Source organism: Occallatibacter sp. (assembly GCF_035317045.1).
Lineage (GTDB): Bacteria > Acidobacteriota > Terriglobia > Terriglobales > Acidobacteriaceae > Telmatobacter.
On record NZ_DATHHT010000004.1, the window covers coordinates 161,074 to 180,166 of the forward strand.

Here is a 19,093-nt window from a genome sequence, read left to right on the forward strand (position 1 = left end):
GCCAAGACCGGACGGAGTGGAGAGTCCTGGCACGTGTGAGCCGGAGCAGGGTTACAGATGAGGACAACTTGAAACGCATCCTGGTTGTGCTCCCCGTCTTGATCCTTGTTCTCTTTTCAGTTGTCCGGGCTCTTGGTCAGAGCACGGATCCACCGCCGGACGAACTGCTCGCCAGAGCGCGGGCGAGCTTTGCCACATTCAATTCTGCATTGCCAAGTATTGATTGCGATGAGTCGATCCGTTCTTTTGAGGATCAAAACGGCAAGACCACGAACGAGCAAAGGGCAACCTCGTTGATCTGGGTGCGGCGACAGGAAGGGAACGCGAAGGAACCATTCCGGGAAGAGCGAGAGTTTCGATCGGTGAATGGCAAGACTTATCCGCCAGGAACGAAGCTCAAGAATCCATTTTCTCTGCTGGTCAACGGGGCCTTCGGGGAAGACTTCCGCTGGCTTCTTTCCGAGGATGCTGTTTTGTGCAACCGTTACGAGGTCCTGAACTACAGAGGCGGACTTGCGCTCAAGGTCTCATTTGGTGAGAGTGCGTTGAAAACTGACACATGCGCCAAGTTGCCGACACCGGGTGTGGCGACCTTTTGGCTGGATCGCGGGACGTGGCAACTCATGCGAGCCGAATTCTATTATCCAAAGGATGGCCTGCGAAAATTCAAGGGCTTCAGCATCAATACCGATTTCGGAGTAACGCCCTTCGGTGGGAAGTTCTATGTGATTCCGACCAAAGTATCGGCTACTTTGGGCCAAGCATCGGGCAACGACCTGTTGGTTTATAGCGCCGAATACAGCAACTGCCACAAATTCGACGCGACGATGCGAATTCTTCCCGACACGATTGAGACGCAGCGCTGAACTTCCGAGGCGGCCCAATGACTCTCGCTCACTGTTGAATCTGAGCTCACATTCTCAGTCACCGAAAAGACTATCGATCTTACGCTTCAATTCGGCGACTTCGCGCATCAGTTCGGCGACATCTGATTCCAGTTGCGCGAGGCGGTCATTCTGCTCCGGTCCGGCTGCCGGGTTTTGAGGCGCGGCCTGCAAAGCCGTGGGCATCTGAATTGATTCAACAGGGCCCGAAAGCAGATGCGCGTAGCGCGCTTCCTTGGTGCCGGGTTGACGCGGAAGAACAGCAACCAGGGCCGGCTCTCGTTCCATCAATTTTTGCAGGCCGGCGAGTACATCAGTGATCTCGCCAAACTCGTGAAGCCTCTCGGTGCGGCCGCGGAGTTCGCCAGGCGTCTGCGGACCGCGCAGCAGCAACACACATATCAGAGCGGTTTCAGCACGGCTGAAGTTGAATGCCTCGCCAAGCCAGTGCTCGTATTTGGTTACGCGACCTTCGGCGGAGCGGGCACGGCCTGCGAGCTCCTTGTTTTCGAGGCCATGTAAAGCCTGGCGTGCGTCGTCTTCGTCGACAACCATTACCGGCTCGCGGTTCGAGCGTTGATTGCAGGCGTTGATCAGCGCGTTCAGGGTAAGCGGGTAGTACTCCGGCGTCGTGACTTCTTTTTCGACGAGGGCTCCCAGGACGCGCGCTTCGGCAGCGGTGAGCTTGATGGGCTCGGTAACCATGGGTCTATTGTGACAGAACAGTGATCAGCGAACAGTGGTCAGTGAACAGCGTTCAGGCGAGGCCGGTTCTCTGTTCAGCTCTCACTGTAGTCACGCCGCTTTTTCATGCAGTGGGCGGTTCTTTGTCAGCAGGAAGTAGACGACGGGCGTTACCACCAGACTCAGCACCATGGAAACGGCGAGGCCGCCAATTACGGCGATGGCGAGGGGCTGCAGCATCTGCGATCCTGCGCCGAGTGCGAAGGCCAGGGGCAGCATGCCGCACACAGCGGCGATGGCGGTCATCACGATGGGCCGCAGGCGGCGCTGCGCGGCGTGCATCATGGCTTCGGCGGCGGAAACGCCTTCGGCACGAAACTTCTCGTCGGCATCGAGCAGCAGGATACCGTTCTTGGCGACGATGCCGATCACCATGATCAATCCCATGAACGACGCCACATTGAACGTGGTGCGTGTGATGAGCAGGGCAAGGATGACGCCGGAGATCGATAGCACAGACGAAGTGAGAATGGCAATCGGAGCAGGGAAGTTGCGGAACTCGGCAAGCAGGACACCGAAGACCAGCGCCAGCGCCAGCAGGAGCACTTTAAGAAGATCGTGGAACGATTTCTGCTGCTCCTCGTAGGTGCCGCCGTAGGTGACGCGGACAGAGGGCGGCAGATGCAGCCCCTTCACGGTCTGCTGTACTTTGGCCATCGCGGTGCCGAGGTCTGAGCCTTCGAGGCGCCCGGTGACGACAACCATCCTTTGCAGGTTTTCGCGGTGAATCTCATTTTGCGGCGGCAATTGCTGGATGGTTGCGAGTGAACCGAGCGTGGCAGTGTGTCCTGAAGCGCTATTGAAGACCGTGTTCTCGATGGTATCGAGCGACTTGCGGTGGTCGTCGCCCAGTCGAATCCTGACGGTGTACGGGCGGCCGTTGGCGATCAGTGAATCGTTAGTTGGCAGGCCGTCGAGGATCGACGTTGCATCTTCGGCGACTTCAGTCGGTGTAAAGCCCAGGCGCGCTGCGACGGTAGGGTCGACCTGGAAGTTGGTTGCTGGTCCGCTGAGGGTATTCTCGATGCCGTTCTCCACGTCCACCACGCCTTGGATCTTGCCGATGGCATCGCCGACTCTCGGGCCGAGTTGCGTCAACATGGCCTCGTCGTCGGAGAAGAGCTTGATCTGGATGGGCTCAGGTGCATTTGATAGATCGTTGATCATGTCCTGCAGCACCTGGGTGAATTCAACGTCGAGTTCGGGTTCGGTGGATTTGATTTGTTGGCGCACATCCTCCATGACGTCGTCGATGGCGCGGCTCCGCTTCGACTTGAGTTTGACCGTGAAGTCGCCGGTGTTAGCTTCGGTGACCGCAGCAAGTCCCATTTGCAGGCCGGTGCGGCGCGAGGTGCTTTCGACTTCGGGTGTGTCGTGCAGGATGCGCTCGACGTGCTGGAGGACGCGATTGGTTTCGGCGAGCGAACTTCCCGCGGGCATGATGTAGTCGAGAATGAATCCGCCCTCGTCCATTTCCGGCAGTAAGTCCGAGCCTAGATTCCTATATCCGATATAGGTTGCGATCACGAGCAACAGGCACGCGACGCCGAGCCATAGCGGCTTGGCGAGTGCCCAATCGAGCACGCGATGATGAACCTTGAGCACGCGGCCCATAAAGCGGCCGGTGGTGTGTTCTTTATGCTCCCGTGCATCGCCGCTGCGATCACGCAGGAGTGCGAGGCTGAGTCCGGGCGTCCAGGTCAACGCCAGCATGAGGGAGGTCAGCAGCGACGCAGCCATCGTGATGGCTAACGCGCGAAAGAAGCTTCCCGTCACGCCGCTGACGGAGATGAGCGGCAGAAAAACGACTACTGGCGTGATGGTAGAACCGATGAGGGGGACGGTGATTTCGCTGAGCGCCTTGCGTACAGCACTGGCACGGGGTTCGCCGTTGTCACGATGCATCACGATGTTCTCGACGACGACAATGGCGTCATCGATCACGAGGCCGATAGCGGCGGCGAGTCCACCGAGTGTCATCAGGTTGAAGCTTTGGCCGATTGCCCAGAGTACGAGGACTGTGACCGCTACGGTGACTGGGATAACGAGGCCCGCGATGAGCGACGAGGTCCAGTCGCGCAGGAAAAGAAAAAGGATAATGCAGGCGAGTACGAGCCCGATGAAGATGGCGTCGCGCACGCTGGAGATGCTGTCGCGCACAAGTTGCGACTGGTCGTAGAAGGGCTCGAGCTTTACACCTTGCGGCACCTTCTGTCGCAATTGGTCGATTTCCGCACCTACTGCGTCGGCGACGGCAACGGTATTGGATGAGGGCTGTCGAGCAATGTTGAGCAGCACGGCATTTTTGCCGTTCGCCGTCACCGTTGTGTAGACAGGAAGCGTCGAAGGCGCGACCGTTGCAACGTCGGCAACCCGCACCGGCGCGCCGGCGGCTGTCGTCTTCACGACGAGTTCGCGCAGCCCTTCGACGTCGTGCACCTGTGCGCCCACGAGGCCGAGAATCAACTGATGATTGGCTTCGTAGAGACCGGGCGAATCGATAATGTTCGAGGCCTGGATGGCGTTGACGAGATCGGTAACGGTGATGCCATCGGACGCAAGGAGAGGGAGATTCGGCGTCACGCCAAACTCCGGCACCTGTCCACCCTGCACGGTGACGGTGCTGACACCGAGAACCCGATTGAGCGGCGGCTTCAGGTCGTAGGTTGCCAGTTCCCAAAGCTGTGTTTGCGGTACTGTGTCGGAAGTGAGGCTGTAGCCGAGAATTGGAAATGTGGCAAAGGTAAGCCGATTGGTGGTGATGTGCGCGGTCGATGGCAGTGTCTGTTCGACTTTGCCGAGAGCCGCATCGGTAAGCTGGAGCGCCTGGAACATGTCGGTGTTCCAGTCGAAGAACAGGCTCACTTCGGCCGATCCTCGGCTGGTATTGGAACGCACGGTGACGAGGCCCGGGACGGAGTTGACCGCATCCTCAACCGGCCGCGTGATGGTGACTTCCATCTGCTCCACGGGCATGACGCCGTTGTCGATGCCGATCACAACACGCGGGAAATTTGTGTCGGGAAAGACGGAGATGGGCACCTGCAACGAGGCGTAGATTCCCGCGAGCGTGAGTACGGCGGCAAAAAAGAAGATCGGCCGAGTGAAGTGGGAGAGCCAGAACGCGTCGTCCTTCGATGCGGGAACTTGGGTAGAGGTCGACATCAGTCCTTGTCGCCTCCCTTGCCGGCTGCGGGCTTGGCGTCGTCATCGTCGGCGGGTCCCACCTTTACCTTGGCTCCTTCGTCGAGTCCATACGAGCCGTTGGTGATTACCATGTCGGCTGTCGAAAGGCCTTTCGTGATTTGAACGTCGTCGCCATCCTGGATGCCGACCTCGACCGCCTTCTTGTGTGCGGCGCCATCCGTGCCGACGACCATTACGGACTTCGATCCATCCTGCGCGGTGAGGATCGACGAGACGGGAACCTTCAGCGCCTGTTCGACAGTCCTTCCGGTGATGGAGACCTTGACCGGGGTGCCGACTTTGAGCGCGCCCTTTTTGTTGTCGACCTTGAGCCAGATTTCGAGCGTGGTGCTGCCGGGGTCGAGAGCGGGACTGATCAACGTGACCTTGGCATCCACGGGATCCTTGATACCGGGCACAACAAGGGACGCTCCATCGCCGATCTTCATCTGCTGCGCCAGGTTCTGTGCGATGTGAGCCTTGGCGAGCAGTGACGAGGTTTCCATTACAGTGATCAGCGGTGCGCCCGCGGCCGGAGTTTCACCGGCGTAAAGTGACCGGTCAGTGACGAAACCGTTGATCGGACTGCGAATCTCGGTGTAGCCAACCTGGGCGGTTGCGTTCTTGTATTTGCCTTCAGCGGAGGTGAGCTGGCCCTGCGCCGACTTCAGCTCTGCGTCGCGATTGACGCTGCGCATGGACTCAAGATGCTTGGCAGCCGTGTCGTAGGCGGCTTGCGCCTGCACCAGCGCGGCTTGCGCGGTATCAAGATCGCGGCCCGGAATGGCCCCTTCAGCAAAGAGCTGCTTGCGGCTGTTCACGATGCTGGTGTTCAGATCGAGATTAGCGTGGGCCTGCGCGTAGTCGAGCTCGGCCTTCTGCACATCTTCAGGCACCTGCGCCTTGGTAGCCGTTGCGTATGCGGCTTGCGCGGCTTCGTAGGAGCCCCTGTTGTCCTGTGCGGTGGCAGCGAGATCGGCATTTTCAAGCACCGCCAGCAGCTCGCCTTCCTTCACCCGCGCACCGCGCTGGACATAGAACTTTTTAACCGGAGCGGCGATCTTGGGAACGATGGCGGCCTGCGCCAGCGGCGCAAGAATGGCGTCGGCGGTGATGTGGTCCGAGATCGATCCCTGCTCAGGATGCTCGGCCTGCACTGTGATTTCCGTAGCGGGCGCCTCTTCTTTCTTGCAGCCCGCTGCCAGCAGTGTCGTGATCAGAACAAGGAAAAAAAGCTCGTGCATATGCCGAGCAACAGTATTCCTGCTGTTGCCGTGAAGAGGGTCAGTGATTCGAAACGCTTCGTTCATGGGTTCACATGGTTCCCGTCAGAGTTTGCAATGCTGCCAGCGCCGATTCGTAACGGACGCGCCCGTCTTCACGCGCATTCTGCGTCGTGATGAACGCTGTTTGTGCATCGACAACTTCGAGCACAGTGGATTCGCCGCCGGTGTAACGCAGCCTGGTAAGGCGCAGGCTTTCGCCGGCAGTCGAAACGCTCAAGTCGAGCGAAGCGAGCTGATCACGCGCGGCCTGGGCTTCGGCGTAAGCTTCATCGAGTTGGGCGATGAGCCGGCGCTGTGTTGCCGTGAGCGCCACCTTGGCCGCATCGCGCCTGATCTCGTTCTGCTTCACCTTGTGCTCTGTGGCGAGCCAGTCCCACACGGGAATATCGAGTGTGATCGAAGCGGAATAGCCCAGATTATTTACCCCTTCGGGCCCCTTCACGGCGAACTGCGGTGCGTCGATGCCGTAGGTGTAGTTGAGGCCGAGGCCAGGCAGATACGCGGCGCGCGCCGACAGAACATCCGCGTCGCTCACGCGGACAGTGGCCAGCGCACTCTTGAGTTCGGCGTTGTTTTTGGCGGCGAGCTGGTCGACGTCCGCACGGGATGCCAAGGGCCGCGGAGCATCGGGCACGCTGATGGAGTAACGCGTGCGCGGATCAGGGAAGAGCAGCACGGCCAGTTCAAGGCGAGCCTTGTCGGCGTTGATTTTTGCGTCAGAGAGATCGCGGTCACGCTGTTGCTGCTCGAGCTGCGCCTTCACGGTGTCGGCATGCGCGGCTTCGCGTACCTGTTCTCGCTGGCCGGTGAGCTTCACGAAGTCATCGGCCTCTGCTTTGGCGCGTTCAGCAATGGCGAGTTTTTTATTTGCGGCGGCAAGTCCGTAATAGAGGCCGGTAACGGTGGAAACGAGCCCGCGACGTGCGATCTCCAACTCGGCAGAGGCAACAGCCGCGGCGGCATCGGCGCGGCGCAGGCCCGAGATCTGCGCCAGTCCAATATCTTCGTTGATGACGGCTTGGCTGGCGTATTCGCGAACCGCGTTGTTCGCTATGAAGATTGGCGAAGGCTGCGCGCTGACGCCCTGGCCCGCCTGGTTGGTGAGACCGTTGGGCTGGGTGTAGAGAGCCTGGTTCTGATAGGTGACGCTGGGCAGCAAGCCGGCGCGGGCGATGCCGCGATCGAGGCCGGCGACCTTGCTGTCGGCCAGCGCCGTGGCATAAGTTGGCTCGCTGGATTGCGCCCGCTTCAAGGCCTCATCCAGCGTGATCAGGACCGGCTGTGCGGTTGAAGCAGAGTCCGGTTGGGCGGCTTGCACCGTGGTCTGCGCCGATGTTGCAACTGTAGAGAGAGCGAATGCGGCGAGAAGAGAGGCGCACAGTATTCGAGAGAGAGCGGCACGTTTAGGACCGCGATAGGGATGGGGACCGATCTGCACAGGAAGACAGGATAGCGACATAACCTTAATTTCACCTTAGCCCTGCATGAAACCGATGCATTTGTTGACAGCTGTGTCGCCTTGCGCGCTTAAGATGTTTTTGCATGGAAACCACGAAAGTTGCGGGGGCTGAAGTTTCTCGTATCGGCCTGGGAACCTGGGCCATCGGCGGTTCAGAGTGGGGTGCGGTGGCCGAGGATGCGGCGATTGCAACCTGTTTGAGCGCCGTTGAACGCGGCATCAACCTCATCGACACGGCGCCGATCTACGGTCGCGGCCGCGCCGAGGAGATCGTCTGCAAGGTCATGCGCGCGCATGGCCGTCGCGATGCATTCTTTATTGCCACCAAGGCGGGCCTCGAGTGGAACGAGCGAGGGGTGTTTGCCAACTCTACGCCGGCACGGCTGCGGCGGGAGATTGAGGACAGCCTGCGCCGTCTCGGCACCGACTACATCGACCTGTATCAGATCCATTGGCCCGACACGCTCGTGCCCATGGCCGAAGTTGCCGGCATTCTCTCGGGATTCCAACGAGAAGGCAAGGTGCGCGCACTCGGCGTCAGCAATTTCAGCGTGGCGCAGATGGAGGAGTTTCGCAGTGTTGTTCCATTGGCCTCGGACCAGCCGCCTTACAACATCTTCGAGCGTGATATCGATCCCGAAACCCTGCCGTGGTGCGCGGCGAACAATGTGGGGGTGCTCACCTACAGTTCGCTTTGCCGCAGCATGCTGGGCGGGCGTGTGCGTCGCGGCATGACATTTGAGGCCGGAGACATTCGCGCCGTCGATCCCAAGTTTCAGGAGCCGAGGTTCGGTCAATATATGACAGCAGTCGAGCGGTTGACGGTGCTGGCCCGGACTCGCTTCGGCAAATCGGTTGCGCAGTTGTCGGTGCGATGGGTCCTGGACCGGCCGGGCATTTCCGTGGCCCTGTGGGGAGCCAAGCGGCCCGATCAGCTTGACGCGGTTGCGGGCGTGATGGGCTGGCGGCTGGATACGAATACGATAGAAGAGATTGATCGCATTGTCGCCGAAAGTGTTACAGATCCGGTGGGGCCGGAGTATCTGACGCCGCTGGTACGCAAAGTTTGAGCAAGGTTGCAGTGTGTGCCCGGCGTCGAAGAATTCCGCACCCGCCACCCCGGCCAATTCTGCGATACTAAATCGTTATGCCAATCGACGACCTGCAGCAGGCTGCACAGAAAATTGCCGGATTTCTTGCTTCCCTTAACAAGCTTGGCGGAATGCGATTGAAATATCGTATTACCGCGGGAGACGGCGCGCGCGATCCGCAAGGACTGGAGGCGCGGCAGATCTATGTGGAACTGGGCGGACCGGATGTTCCGCTGGTGACGCAGCACAATGGCGAACTGCTGAGGGCGCTTGAAACAATTGCCGCGCAAATGCTGCGCCTGGAGCAGCGCGAGAACGACCTGGTCAGCTTCGATGCGGGCAACTTCAAGGCACTGCGCGCGCAGGAATTGCGCCTCCAGGCCGAAGTGGCCGCCGACAAGGTCATCCGCACTGGAGTGCCCTTTGCCTTTGCACCCATGAATAGCCGCGAGCGACGTCTGCTGCATATGTCCTTCCGCGATATCGAAGGCGTGGAGACGGCAAGCTCCGGCGAGGGACAGGATCGTTTTCTCGCGGTCTTTCCCGCCGGCAAGACCGATCTGCCCGTGACGCCCCCCACCAGGCCTCAGAGCTTCGATCGCGGCGGTGGGCGCGAGCGTGGCGGCCGTGATCGGGATCGCGGGGGACGCGATCGGCGGCGGTAGGCCGATGGGTCAGAATACGGAAAAATGAAGACTGCAATTTCTCTGCTGATTGCCTTCGCGGCGCTTGTGTGCTCCGCGCAAAAGCGGCTGGTCCTCATTGACCAGGACGGCTCCGGCCCGGGCGGATCGAACCAGATGGCGATGCTCGTGCTGCTGCAGGCGCCGCAGGTCGAGGTACTCGGCATCACCATGGTGACCGGGAATGCCTGGCGCGATGAAGAGACGCTGCACACGCTGCGCATGCTCGAATTGACGGGCCACTCCAACATTGCCGTCGCCAAAGGCGCGGTTTATCCGCTGGTGCGCACGGAGTGCGAGACGCTGCTCTCGTCGGCAATCGACGGCAAGGTGACCTGGCTGGGCGCGTGGGGACAGGGGCCGATGACGCTCGTCGAGGGCAAAGGCGGCGTCATTCCGATTGCGCCCGATAAGCTCGACAAGCATGGTCCTTATGCGATTCCACCGCTGCCCGAGGGCATGCCCGCGCTTAAGCCGATCGACGAAGATGCGGCGCATTTTCTCATTCGCCAAGTGCATGCGCATCCGCACCAGGTAACGATTTATGCGGCTGGTCCGCTGACCAATATCGCGCTGGCTGTCTCAATCGATCCTGATTTTGCAGAGCTGACGGAGGGCATCGTGATCATGGGGGGCAGCTTGAATCCGCAGACCGATGATCCGGAATTCGCGACTAGCCCGCGGCACGAATTCAACTTCTGGTTTGATCCGGAAGCCGCGCACATCGTGCTGCGCGCTGCGTGGCCGCGCATCGACGTGACGACCGTGGACGTCTCCATCAAGGCGCCATTCACACAAGAAATGCTCGATGAGATTTCCAAATCGCAGTCGCCCACGGCGAAGTACATCGCAGCATGGAGTCAGAATCGCTACTACCTGTGGGATGAGTTGGCAGCCTGCGCATGGCTCGATCCGACCATTATTACGAAAGAGACGGTTGAGTATATGGACATCGACCTGAGCCACGGACCGAGCTATGGTGATACGCTCACGTGGACCGAGAAACTGAAGCCGCAAACCGGCGTGCGTCTTGTTCACGCTCAACTCGATCTCGATCTTCCACGCTTCCTGAAGTTGTTTATCGAGTTAATGTCGCGATAGGGTAGGATTCCTCTGCGGATTGCGATCCGCCTGGGGGTGGCGAATGGCGGCAGATTCAATTCTCGGTGGTCAGAAGCTGGTCGCATTTGCGCCCACCATCGATCCTGAAAGGGCGCGAGCATTTTATGAAGGCGTACTCGGGCTGCGTCTTGTGGCGGATGAGAAGCCGTTTGCGCTGGTCTTCGACGCGAACGGAACGATGCTGCGCGTAACTACGGTGCCTGAACTGAAGCCCGATTCGTTTACCGTGCTTGGTTGGGATGTCGACGACATTGAAGGGACGGTTGATCGTCTCGTCAGCGCAGGCGTTGTGTTCAATCGTTACAAGGGAGTGAACGATGGCGATCCACGCGGCATCTGGAACTCGCCGAGTGGCGCGCGGGTAGCTTGGTTCAAGGATCCGGATGGGAATGTGCTAAGCGTGACGGAGTTTCGATCCGCGTAAATCTCAGATATCCCGAGTCTCAAAATCGAGACATGGGGCACCCGCGAAAGCGATCGCTTCTTGAGCGGCCGGGAAGCGAAAAGCAACTGCAGGTTCCTCCACTACCCCTTCACTGACGTTCCGGGTCCGTTCGGAATGACAGCCGTTGAGAGGAAGCAAGTCTCCCGCCGCATATAGAAAGGCCGCGCTATGCGCGGCCTTCTGGTCACTGGCCTCTGATCTGCTTTTTACCCGTTCAACTGTTCCTGCAATTTATTCAGCGTGCGGTGCAGGTCCTTGTCGGTGCGGCGCAATTCATCGATTTTGCCGATGGAGTGCATCACCGTGGTGTGGTGCTTATTGCCGAACTGGCGGCCGATTTCCGGCAGGCTTGCTTCGGTCATCTGCTTGGCGAGATACATGGCGATCTGCCGCGGCACAACGACGTTGCGGGAGTTGTTCTTCTGCTTCAGGTCGCTCACCTTCATGCCAAACTGCTCGGCGACAGCGCGCTGGATCGACTCGATCGTGATCTTGCGCACCTGCATGTCAATGAACTGTTTGAGGCACTGCTGCGTGGTTGCCAGCGTGATCTCAGTGCGGTTCAGGTTGCACCAGGCGACCAGCCGGGTCATCGCGCCTTCGAGTTCGCGCACATTGGTGCGAACGTTGGAAGCGATGAACAGCGCCACATCCGTTGGCAGCTGTACTTGTTCGTTCTCGGCCTTCTTCTGCAGGATGGCAACTTTCGTTTCGAGATCGGGCGGCTGAATGTCGGCGATCAAACCCCACTCGAAGCGCGAGCGCAACCGGTCTTCAATTTCGGCCAGTTCCTTGGGCGGACGGTCCGAAGCGATCACGATCTGCTTCATGCTCTCGTGCAGAGCGTTGAACGTATGGAAGAACTCTTCCTGCGTCCGCTCTTTCTGCGCGATGAACTGAATGTCGTCGATGAGGAGTACGTCGACGGTGCGGAAGCGATCACGGAAGCTGGTCATGCGATCGTTGCGCAGCGAGGTGATCATCTCGTTGGTAAACTTTTCCGCGGAGACGTAACAGATGCTTGCCGACGGCTGCCTGCGCTTCACCTCGTGGCCGATGGCGTGCATCAGGTGGGTCTTGCCCATACCCACGCCGCCATACAGGAAGAGGGGATTGTAGGCGCGCGAGGGACGCTCTGCAACGGCCAGTGAGGCCGCGCGGGCAAACTGGTTGCCGTTGCCAATCACGAAGGCGTCGAAGGTGTAGCGCGGATTGAGCTGCGCCGCTGTGGACCAGTCGAAGCGCGTCTGCTCGGGTGTACGCAATGAGGGCGCGGTCGGTGCATGCGCGGGCAAGGGGCCGAAGCCGCCATCCCTGCGCTGCGGAGGCATCGACGGATCCTCTTCCACGGTGACGAATTCCACGTCGTCGAACTCGAGCGACTGGAGGTCGATGGCTTCCTGGATCAGGTCGCCATACTTGTCACCGATGTGTTGAAACTCTTTGGACGGAACGCGAACAAAGAGTGTGCGGCCATTGGCATGGCTGAAGCGGGTCGGTTTCAGCCACGTCTCAAACGACTGGCGGATAACCTTCTTTTCCAGGGCTGCGAGAATCTGCAGCCAGGGATTGAGAGCCGAAGCCGGCGAAATTGCGAATGCCATCGAGCGAGTCCTTGCCGGCGCCACCTGTCTACTGCCGTGTAATTTTCAGCCCGCGCGGTTGAGACAATGGCTCACGCAGTGAGAGAGCCGTTGCTCACCCACATTCGCGTTTTGAGAACATGCCTGATGGCCGTTGGTCTGCCTCGGAATAATACTGCGAGGCACGGGTTGAACTTCACTCCGTGGGACGCTCGGAAACTTTCTTGAACGGTCCCGATGGTAGCACATTTGGGGTGTGTTGCAATGCCTCTTTCACATAACTTTTGGGAACATGCAGAAGGTTGCACCACACACGGTGAAACAGAACACACACGATCAAAATTCTCGCGCTTCGAACGCAAAATTCTACTCAATTATTGCTTTCATCGAGCTCTGTCTGGATTGGATGCCAGACTCGCGCGTCGCGTTTTCGGTGATCCGCATCGGCAAGCTTTGCCGGAGTCCTTCCGCATCGACGCTCCTCACATCGAGTCCCCTGATTACCAGCGTGGAGTCGCCCCGCTGGCTTCCGGGGCCAACCTCCGATATACTTAATACTTGCCGTTCAGGCGAAGATTTCAGACAGGAAACAGGAGCGCATTTTTATGCCCAAGCGCACATTTCAACCCAACCGGCGTCACCGCTCGAAGACGCATGGCTTTCGCTCACGTATGAAGACCAAGTCGGGAGCAGCCGTGCTGAGCCGTCGCCGCGCCATAGGTCGTAAGCGCGTCTCAGTCAGCGCCGGTTTTCGCGACTAAAGCGGTTCTCCAATTGATGTAATGCGATACTGCCAAGCGGCTTTTCACTTACCGGGGTCCCCGGCGACAGGTCTTCGTCTCTGGGGTGGAAGCAAAAGCCACCTTCTGCGAACTAAAGATGCCAAATAGTAATTGGAGAATCGCTCTAAGTTCTTCCCGCCGTGTTGTTTCGGCTGGAGCACGTTCCAGAGCCTACCATCCTCTGGCCGAATTCCTTTCAGTTTTGCGATGAGCATCTCCATCAAGCCTGAGCAGGATTCCGTTGCGCCGACGTCGTGCGTCGCGGCTGCTGCGCCTAAGGTCCGCGAGTCTCTGGCGGGGTCGCGGCTGCGCAAGCACGCGGACTACCAGCATGTGTATGCTCAAGGCCGCAAACACCGTTCCGCTTCGATGAGCTGGTTCCTGGCGCCGCAATCCGAGGTGTCGGCTCCGCGCGTCGGACTTACGGTGGGCAAGGTGCTTGGTCCGGCGCACGAGCGCAATCGGATGAAGCGGCGGCTGCGCGATGTGCTTCGGCGGCATGTTGGCCAGTTACCGGCCGGCTGCGACCTGATCCTGCATCCACACCGGACCGTGCTGACGCTCGAATTCACGAAACTTGATGCCGAGATTGTGCGTATTCTCCAGCAGGCAAATGCCGAACAGGCCCGCGCAAACCCGACTCACTCTCCGCGTTCCGGCAAGACAGAGCCCGTTCGATGACGCGCGTCCTTCTTGCCATGCTCGCGTTCTACCGCCGCTGGCTTTCCCCGGCGCTGCACTCGCTCGGTTCCGGTGGCGGATGCCGTTTTGTGCCCACCTGCTCGGAGTACGCATCCATCGCGATCGCAACGCACGGCCCTGTCCGCGGCACGGGACTTGCGCTCTGGCGGCTTCTGCACTGCCATCCATTCAGCCGCGGGGGCCTCGATTCCGTGCCGCCCATACGACACGCAACGCATCCGCCGCACGAACCATTACCATAGAAGGAGCGGCTCCCTTTCGGTGAGCCCCTCCTTGGAGACAGGAAGTTACCTTTGCCAGAAATTCGTAATCCCAACCTCGAGTCGCAGGGTTCCGGCGGCGGCGGCGCCAGCGGCGGCGATTTTCGCAGCCTGATCCTTTTTACATTTCTGGCCCTTGCGGCCCTGATGGTCTATCAGTATTTTCAGAAGCCGGCGGCGAATGCTCCTGCGACACAGAACCAACAGGCACAACAGCAGGTAGCGCAGCACCCGACGAGCGTGCCGGCTCAAGGTCCTGGAGGTTCTGGAAGCACTGGCCCGAGCAGCTTCGTTGGTCCTATCGCTAGCGTAGGCGCCGCGGCCGAGACCACAACTACCATCGAGAATGAGAAGTTCCGAATCACCTTCAGCAACAAGGGCGCGCAGGTGGAGCATTGGATCCTCAAGGGCTTTACAGACTCCAGCGGCAAGCCGCTCGACATGGTGCAGCAGGATGCGGCGAGCCGTTTCGGACTGCCGCTCTCGCTCTTTACCTATGACAACGGCCTGACCACGCAGCTCAACACGGCTCTCTACGAGGCTTCGGCGACCGGCCAGCTTCTGGCGCCAAACTCAGTCACGTTCCACTACGCTGCTGGAGGTCTCGATGTGGTGAAGACTTTCAGCTTCGATTCAACCTACGTCGTGAGTGTGCACGTCGCCGTGAAGCGGGATGGCGTTCCTGTGCGCGCGCTGGTGGCATGGCCCGCCAGCCTTGGCGACATGGAAGAGTTTCTCGCCGCCAGCGGCAAGCACACGACGTTCCTCGTACCTACGCAGTCGCAGCTGGCATGGTCGATCGACGGCAAGCAGGACACGATGGCGGCGAAGAAGGTGAGCGGCGAAGCCACCCTCGATCAGCCATTCGAATACGCCGGCGTCATGGATCTCTACTTCGCCGCGGCGTTTATGCCCGACGACCCATCGCGCGCCACTGTGGTCACGCTCCACCACACCATCGATCTGCCAAGCAGCTTGAGCGACCCCAACAGCGCCAAAAAGCCTGCGGACGTGATTGGTCTCGCCGTTGGCGACCAGAGCGGCGATACGCAGTTGCGTCTGTATGCCGGTCCGAAAGAGACCAGCATCCTCAACTCCATCCACGCCATCGGCACCGATGGGAAGCCCACAGGCGAGGCGCTCTCATCGCTTATCCAGTACGGCTGGTGGGGCATCATCGCCAAGCCTCTGTATCTTGCGTTGCGCGCTCTGCATAACATGATGGGCCCGGGACAGTACAACTGGGGCTGGGCCATCATCATCGTCACGGTGATTTTCAACCTGGTTCTGCTGCCCACGCGCATCTGGACCATGAAGTCGTCGTTGAAGATGATGCGCATCCAGCCGCGGCTTGACGGGATCAAGAAGAAGTACGCCAACCTGAAGATCAACGATCCAAAGCGCGCCGACATGCAGGCCGAACAAATGGCGATCATGAAGGAAGAAGGCGTGAACATGTACGGCGGCTGCCTTCCCATGCTGCTGCAGATGCCGCTCTTCTTCGCTTACTATCGCGTGCTGCTGAATGCCGTCGAGTTGCGGCAGGCGCACTGGTTCTGGCTTACCGATTTGTCGCTGGCCGACCCTCTGCACATTCTGCCGATTCTCATCATCGGCACCATGTTCCTGGTGCAGTTCATCACGCCTTCGCCCGGCATGGATCCTGCGCAGCGGCGCATGATGGCGATCATGATGCCCGCGATCATGGGCTTCACCCTTTGGAGCTTCGCCTCGGGACTGGCGCTCTACTGGATCACCGGAAACATCATCAACCTGATCATGCAGGTGGCTATCAATCGGTCCAAAATCGGCAAGGAAATGCACGAGATCGCTTCCCGCCGCGCCGCAAAGAAACTCGGCAACAAGGGCGCCAACGTGAGTCCCAAGGTAATCCAAGGCCGCCGCTAAGCGAGTCTGTTCGAATCAAAACCAATCTGGGTGCCCCATCCATGCGCGTTCTTTTGCGCAGGGGTGGGAAAGCACGATCTTTACGTGAGCGCCTTTTCTAAAGCGACGCGTATCTCCGGCAACGCAAACCGGAACCCCGCTGCCTGCAACTTCCCCGGCTGCACGCGGGCACTGGCCAGAAGCGCCTCGTCGGCCATCTGTCCGAACATCACACGTAACGCGAATGCCGGCACGGATAAGAAAGCGGGTCTGCGCAGTTGTTTTCCGAGGGCGCGGGTAAATTCAGCATTGGTTACGGGATTGGGTGCAGTCACATTCAGCGGGCCTGACAGGTTTGAGCGTTCCGATGCAAACAGAATGGCCGCCACTACATCTGCCAGGCTGACCCAGCTCATCCACTGCTGTCCGCTGCCGAGACGCGCACCCAGGCCGAGACGAAACGGAGGCAACATCTGCTGCAGCGCGCCTCGACCCGGCCCGAGCACGACACCGAAGCGAAGATGCACGACCCGGATTCCCGCCTGAACCGCAGGCGCCGCCGCCGCTTCCCATTGTTGGCAGAGATTGGCGAGAAAGCCTGTTCCAGGCGCCGACGTCTCCTGCAGCACCTCATCGCCACGATCGCCGTAGATCCCGATCGCAGATGCGACCAAAAAGACCCTGGGCGGTTTCTGAAGCCCCGCCAGCACCCTCGCGAGCCGGTTTGTTGAGTCGACTCGGCTGACGGTTAATTCGCGCCGATACGCCTCGGTCCAGCGATGGGTGGCCACGCTGGCCCCGGAAAGGTGAATTGCGGCCGCTTTGCCTTCCAGCGGTGCAGGGTTTTCGATAGGACGGTCCAAACCAGGATTCCATTGCAGTTGTCCTTGGGAGGTCGGAACCCGTCTTAGTAATTGAAGGGTAGAAATTCCCCTCGCCGTCAACGCTCGATGCAGAGCAGCGCCCAGCATTCCTGAAGCGCCGCTCAGAACGATTCCGCCCGAAGCGAGTGTGGAATCCATATTTGGCATTGTCGTTCCTGTTAAGTGTGAGGAGTTTCGCCCGTTTGCTCAGACTATACGAGTTTGGTAGGATGGGAATAGGTTTTGATTGGGGCAAAACACGCCCGTGAATTTCCTGGAGGGCTGATGACTGAAGCAGCGGCTCGCAACGAAGAAACGCAGAAGTCGCAAGTGGACACCGAAACCACCGAGAAGTTCATTGCCGAGAAACACATCGGCGAGCGGATCAAGCGTCTGCGACTGAAGAAGTCAATGGGCCTGGTGGAATTGGGTAAGCACACAGGTTTGTCAGCGAGCTTCCTCTCGCAACTCGAAACCGGCCGTGTGGTTCCTACCCTTCGCAATCTCGCCCGTATCGCGATGGTGTTCTCAAAAGACCTCTCGTATTTTTTTGAGGCTGAGCCCCAATCGATGTTTCGCATCCATCGCCGGAAGGAACGTGTGCGGCTGCCACAGACCGGCGTCGAAGAGCCGACCTATTTTTTTGAAAGCCTTGGCTACATGGTGCCCGACCGGCACATGGATCCCTACTTTGCCGAGTTCATACCGCTGGATAGTGCCAAGGAACCGCGCGCGCACATGCATCCGGGCTACGAATTCCTCTACATCCTTGACGGCGAACTCGAATTGCACCACGGGGAGCACCACTGTACGCTGACGCCCGGCGATGCGGTTTACTTCGACTCGAGCACGCCCCATTCCTACGTCTGCGCGGGCAAGAAGCCAGCCGACGCCCTGATCGTGACCATGCACCAGCCACCCGCTACGCAGCCGGTGACTCTTCTGCGGTCCGGAAGCGGTGCAACGCTGGTGCAGCGGGCAGTTGCGGGGCGCGGCGTGCTCGGCGTGCGCGAGCCGGCTGGAAGTTAAGACTCGTCGCGAGAGTGGCTCTTTCAATCGAACTCTTCGCGCACCACACCCTTACTGTTGGGGTTTTGTTGGCGGATTGGCTGGTGGATTGGCAGGCGTGCCCGCAGCCGGCTTCGTCGTGGTCGTCTTTGCCACCGGCCGCTTCTTCTTTGCAGGCGCAGGCGGCGCTGGACACTTGGGAGCCGGCAGCGGCGTTGCTGCAACCTTCAACGACGCAGCTTGAGTCTGCACCGTGGTCCGCAAATCCACGATTTGCTTCTCCTGCACCGTTGCAGTCTGCACCAGCTGGTTTCCGAGCCTGACGCGTGCCTTCTCCAGGTCAGCCAACGTCGTTTGCAACTCGCCTACCTGGTCGCCTGGTGCGGCCACGCGAGACCCTTCCACCACGTGGACCAGCACGTCGTAGAGCGCGTCCACGTTGCGCGAAAGCGGAAGCATCTTGCTCAAGCTGCCGGGCGCGGAATCGGCCTCCTTCAAGAGCGAAGGGAGCGTTCCCTGCATATCGCGCTGGATTGCGTCGACATTCGTTTGCGCCTCGTCGCGTACCGATCCGCGCTTCCACTTATCAAGCTTCAGGGCACCGACGGTTTGCTGCACCTCTTCGAGCGAGTGCCGCAGTATGTCGGATGCCGCCGAAGGCGTAAATGCAGCGTTTGCGCCGGCGGAACTTGAGGCAGCCGAGGCGGCCGTGGGCCCTGTCTGTGCCCGCCCGGGCAGCACCAGCTGAATCAATGCGCTCGCGATCAAAACGGTCTTGGGAATTCGCATGGGGGAATTTGCCTTCCTGCAAGTTGCGGGCATACGCGGCTTAAGAGAATGTACGATTTAGAGCGCGGTTCAATTTGCGAACGCAAGACCCGTCCAACCAGTATCAACAATCGCCTCTCCTTGAACAAGTAGCGGCCGCATCCGCGGCACGCACTTAAATCGTTATCTTGCTTCAAGGCAACGGCTGTATCTCCAAGGCCATCTACAAAGCGGATGCGTCTACAACGTAGAACGAACCTGGATTTAGCTATTCGATGCCGGCAATGTGCCGCCGTGTTGGTTTTCGCCTTCTCGATCCTTACTGCGGCATCGCCGATCG

The 19,093-nt window shown here is 59.6% G+C and carries 17 protein-coding genes; 10 read left to right on the plus strand and 7 right to left on the minus strand.

Annotated features, from left to right (window positions below):
* Positions 1-68: 68 nt before the first annotated feature.
* Entirely contained in the window at positions 69-866 is a 798-nt protein-coding gene (locus VK574_RS02275) for a hypothetical protein (protein WP_472798182.1), read from the plus strand.
* Positions 867-920: 54 nt separating this feature from the next.
* Here the strand turns inward: VK574_RS02275 and VK574_RS02280 are convergent, their stop codons facing one another.
* The 4 genes from VK574_RS02280 to VK574_RS02295 all read right to left on the minus strand — a co-directional run bounded on the left by VK574_RS02280 (position 921) and on the right by VK574_RS02295 (position 7,559).
* Positions 921-1,589, minus strand: coding sequence for a YceH family protein (locus VK574_RS02280; protein WP_472798183.1), 669 nt, complete (start codon positions 1,587-1,589; stop codon positions 921-923).
* A 90-nt stretch (positions 1,590-1,679) separates the two neighbouring features.
* A complete protein-coding gene (locus tag VK574_RS02285; RefSeq protein WP_472798184.1) occupies positions 1,680-4,793 on the minus strand; it encodes an efflux RND transporter permease subunit in 3,114 nt (1,037 codons plus the stop codon).
* Positions 4,793-6,058, minus strand: coding sequence for an efflux RND transporter periplasmic adaptor subunit (locus VK574_RS02290; protein ID WP_472798185.1), 1,266 nt, complete (start codon positions 6,056-6,058; stop codon positions 4,793-4,795). The genes VK574_RS02285 and VK574_RS02290 overlap by 1 nt, the downstream gene beginning before the upstream one ends.
* Positions 6,059-6,128: 70 nt before the next feature.
* The gene (locus tag VK574_RS02295; protein WP_472798186.1) at positions 6,129-7,559 is read right to left on the minus strand and encodes a TolC family protein; all 1,431 of its coding nucleotides are present in this window, start codon (positions 7,557-7,559) and stop codon (positions 6,129-6,131) included.
* A gap of 83 nt (positions 7,560-7,642) precedes the next feature.
* Here VK574_RS02295 and VK574_RS02300 point away from each other — a divergent pair, with 83 nt between their 5' ends.
* The 4 genes from VK574_RS02300 to VK574_RS02315 all read left to right on the plus strand — a co-directional run bounded on the left by VK574_RS02300 (position 7,643) and on the right by VK574_RS02315 (position 10,879).
* Positions 7,643-8,629, plus strand: a complete 987-nt coding sequence (locus VK574_RS02300; RefSeq protein WP_472798187.1) for an aldo/keto reductase — start codon at positions 7,643-7,645, stop codon at positions 8,627-8,629.
* Positions 8,630-8,706: 77 nt separating this feature from the next.
* Positions 8,707-9,315: a Jag family protein gene (locus VK574_RS02305; RefSeq protein WP_472798188.1), complete on the plus strand. Its 609-nt coding sequence runs from the start codon at positions 8,707-8,709 to the stop codon at positions 9,313-9,315.
* Positions 9,316-9,339: 24 nt separating this feature from the next.
* Complete coding sequence (locus VK574_RS02310; protein WP_472798189.1) at positions 9,340-10,434, plus strand: nucleoside hydrolase; 1,095 nt, start codon at positions 9,340-9,342, stop codon at positions 10,432-10,434.
* Between the two features lie 43 nt (positions 10,435-10,477).
* Positions 10,478-10,879 (plus strand): VOC family protein, encoded by a 402-nt coding sequence (locus VK574_RS02315; RefSeq protein ID WP_472798190.1) that lies wholly within the window; start codon positions 10,478-10,480, stop codon positions 10,877-10,879.
* Between the two features lie 227 nt (positions 10,880-11,106).
* Here VK574_RS02315 and dnaA read toward each other — a convergent pair whose 3' ends face one another.
* Positions 11,107-12,504: a chromosomal replication initiator protein DnaA gene (gene dnaA / locus VK574_RS02320; protein ID WP_472798191.1), complete on the minus strand. Its 1,398-nt coding sequence runs from the start codon at positions 12,502-12,504 to the stop codon at positions 11,107-11,109.
* Positions 12,505-13,088: 584 nt separating this feature from the next.
* Here dnaA and rpmH point away from each other — a divergent pair.
* From rpmH to yidC, 4 genes are all read left to right on the plus strand, one after another.
* Positions 13,089-13,244 (plus strand): 50S ribosomal protein L34, encoded by a 156-nt coding sequence (gene rpmH / locus VK574_RS02325; protein ID WP_472798192.1) that lies wholly within the window; start codon positions 13,089-13,091, stop codon positions 13,242-13,244.
* A gap of 228 nt (positions 13,245-13,472) precedes the next feature.
* Positions 13,473-13,946: a ribonuclease P protein component gene (gene rnpA, locus VK574_RS02330; RefSeq protein ID WP_472798193.1), complete on the plus strand. Its 474-nt coding sequence runs from the start codon at positions 13,473-13,475 to the stop codon at positions 13,944-13,946.
* The gene (yidD, locus tag VK574_RS02335; protein ID WP_472798194.1) at positions 13,943-14,209 is read left to right on the plus strand and encodes a membrane protein insertion efficiency factor YidD; all 267 of its coding nucleotides are present in this window, start codon (positions 13,943-13,945) and stop codon (positions 14,207-14,209) included. The genes rnpA and yidD overlap by 4 nt, the downstream gene beginning before the upstream one ends.
* A 51-nt stretch (positions 14,210-14,260) precedes the next feature.
* Entirely contained in the window at positions 14,261-16,135 is a 1,875-nt protein-coding gene (yidC, locus tag VK574_RS02340) for a membrane protein insertase YidC (RefSeq protein WP_472798195.1), read from the plus strand.
* 80 nt (positions 16,136-16,215) lie between these two features.
* On the opposite strand, the gene VK574_RS02345 is transcribed toward yidC, so the two are convergent.
* Positions 16,216-17,145, minus strand: a complete 930-nt coding sequence (locus tag VK574_RS02345; RefSeq protein ID WP_472798196.1) for a TIGR01777 family oxidoreductase — start codon at positions 17,143-17,145, stop codon at positions 16,216-16,218.
* 117 nt (positions 17,146-17,262) lie between these two features.
* Here VK574_RS02345 and VK574_RS02350 point away from each other — a divergent pair, with 117 nt between their 5' ends.
* Positions 17,263-18,006, plus strand: coding sequence for a helix-turn-helix domain-containing protein (locus tag VK574_RS02350; RefSeq protein WP_472798197.1), 744 nt, complete (start codon positions 17,263-17,265; stop codon positions 18,004-18,006).
* A 51-nt stretch (positions 18,007-18,057) separates the two neighbouring features.
* On the opposite strand, the gene VK574_RS02355 is transcribed toward VK574_RS02350, so the two are convergent.
* On the minus strand, positions 18,058-18,774 hold the full coding sequence (locus VK574_RS02355; protein ID WP_472798198.1) for a hypothetical protein: 717 nt from the start codon (positions 18,772-18,774) through the stop codon (positions 18,058-18,060).
* Between the last annotated feature and the right edge of the window lie 319 nt (positions 18,775-19,093).

What these genes read in the sequence shown, in the direction of transcription:
- VK574_RS02305 (WP_472798188.1), top strand. Translation starts at nt 8,707, where the DNA reads ATGCCAATCGACGACCTGCAGCAGGCTGCACAGAAAATTGCCGGATTT.
- VK574_RS02310 (WP_472798189.1), top strand. Translation starts at nt 9,340, where the DNA reads ATGAAGACTGCAATTTCTCTGCTGATTGCCTTCGCGGCGCTTGTGTGC.
- yidD (WP_472798194.1), top strand. Translation starts at nt 13,943, where the DNA reads ATGACGCGCGTCCTTCTTGCCATGCTCGCGTTCTACCGCCGCTGGCTT.
- VK574_RS02285 (WP_472798184.1), bottom strand. Translation starts at nt 4,793, where the DNA reads ATGTCGACCTCTACCCAAGTTCCCGCATCGAAGGACGACGCGTTCTGG.
- VK574_RS02300 (WP_472798187.1), top strand. Translation starts at nt 7,643, where the DNA reads ATGGAAACCACGAAAGTTGCGGGGGCTGAAGTTTCTCGTATCGGCCTG.
- VK574_RS02295 (WP_472798186.1), bottom strand. Translation starts at nt 7,559, where the DNA reads ATGTCGCTATCCTGTCTTCCTGTGCAGATCGGTCCCCATCCCTATCGC.
- VK574_RS02345 (WP_472798196.1), bottom strand. Translation starts at nt 17,145, where the DNA reads ATGCCAAATATGGATTCCACACTCGCTTCGGGCGGAATCGTTCTGAGC.
- rnpA (WP_472798193.1), top strand. Translation starts at nt 13,473, where the DNA reads ATGAGCATCTCCATCAAGCCTGAGCAGGATTCCGTTGCGCCGACGTCG.
- VK574_RS02280 (WP_472798183.1), bottom strand. Translation starts at nt 1,589, where the DNA reads ATGGTTACCGAGCCCATCAAGCTCACCGCTGCCGAAGCGCGCGTCCTG.
- dnaA (WP_472798191.1), bottom strand. Translation starts at nt 12,504, where the DNA reads ATGGCATTCGCAATTTCGCCGGCTTCGGCTCTCAATCCCTGGCTGCAG.
- VK574_RS02350 (WP_472798197.1), top strand. Translation starts at nt 17,263, where the DNA reads ATGACTGAAGCAGCGGCTCGCAACGAAGAAACGCAGAAGTCGCAAGTG.
- VK574_RS02315 (WP_472798190.1), top strand. Translation starts at nt 10,478, where the DNA reads ATGGCGGCAGATTCAATTCTCGGTGGTCAGAAGCTGGTCGCATTTGCG.
- rpmH (WP_472798192.1), top strand. Translation starts at nt 13,089, where the DNA reads ATGCCCAAGCGCACATTTCAACCCAACCGGCGTCACCGCTCGAAGACG.
- VK574_RS02355 (WP_472798198.1), bottom strand. Translation starts at nt 18,774, where the DNA reads ATGCGAATTCCCAAGACCGTTTTGATCGCGAGCGCATTGATTCAGCTG.
- VK574_RS02290 (WP_472798185.1), bottom strand. Translation starts at nt 6,058, where the DNA reads ATGCACGAGCTTTTTTTCCTTGTTCTGATCACGACACTGCTGGCAGCG.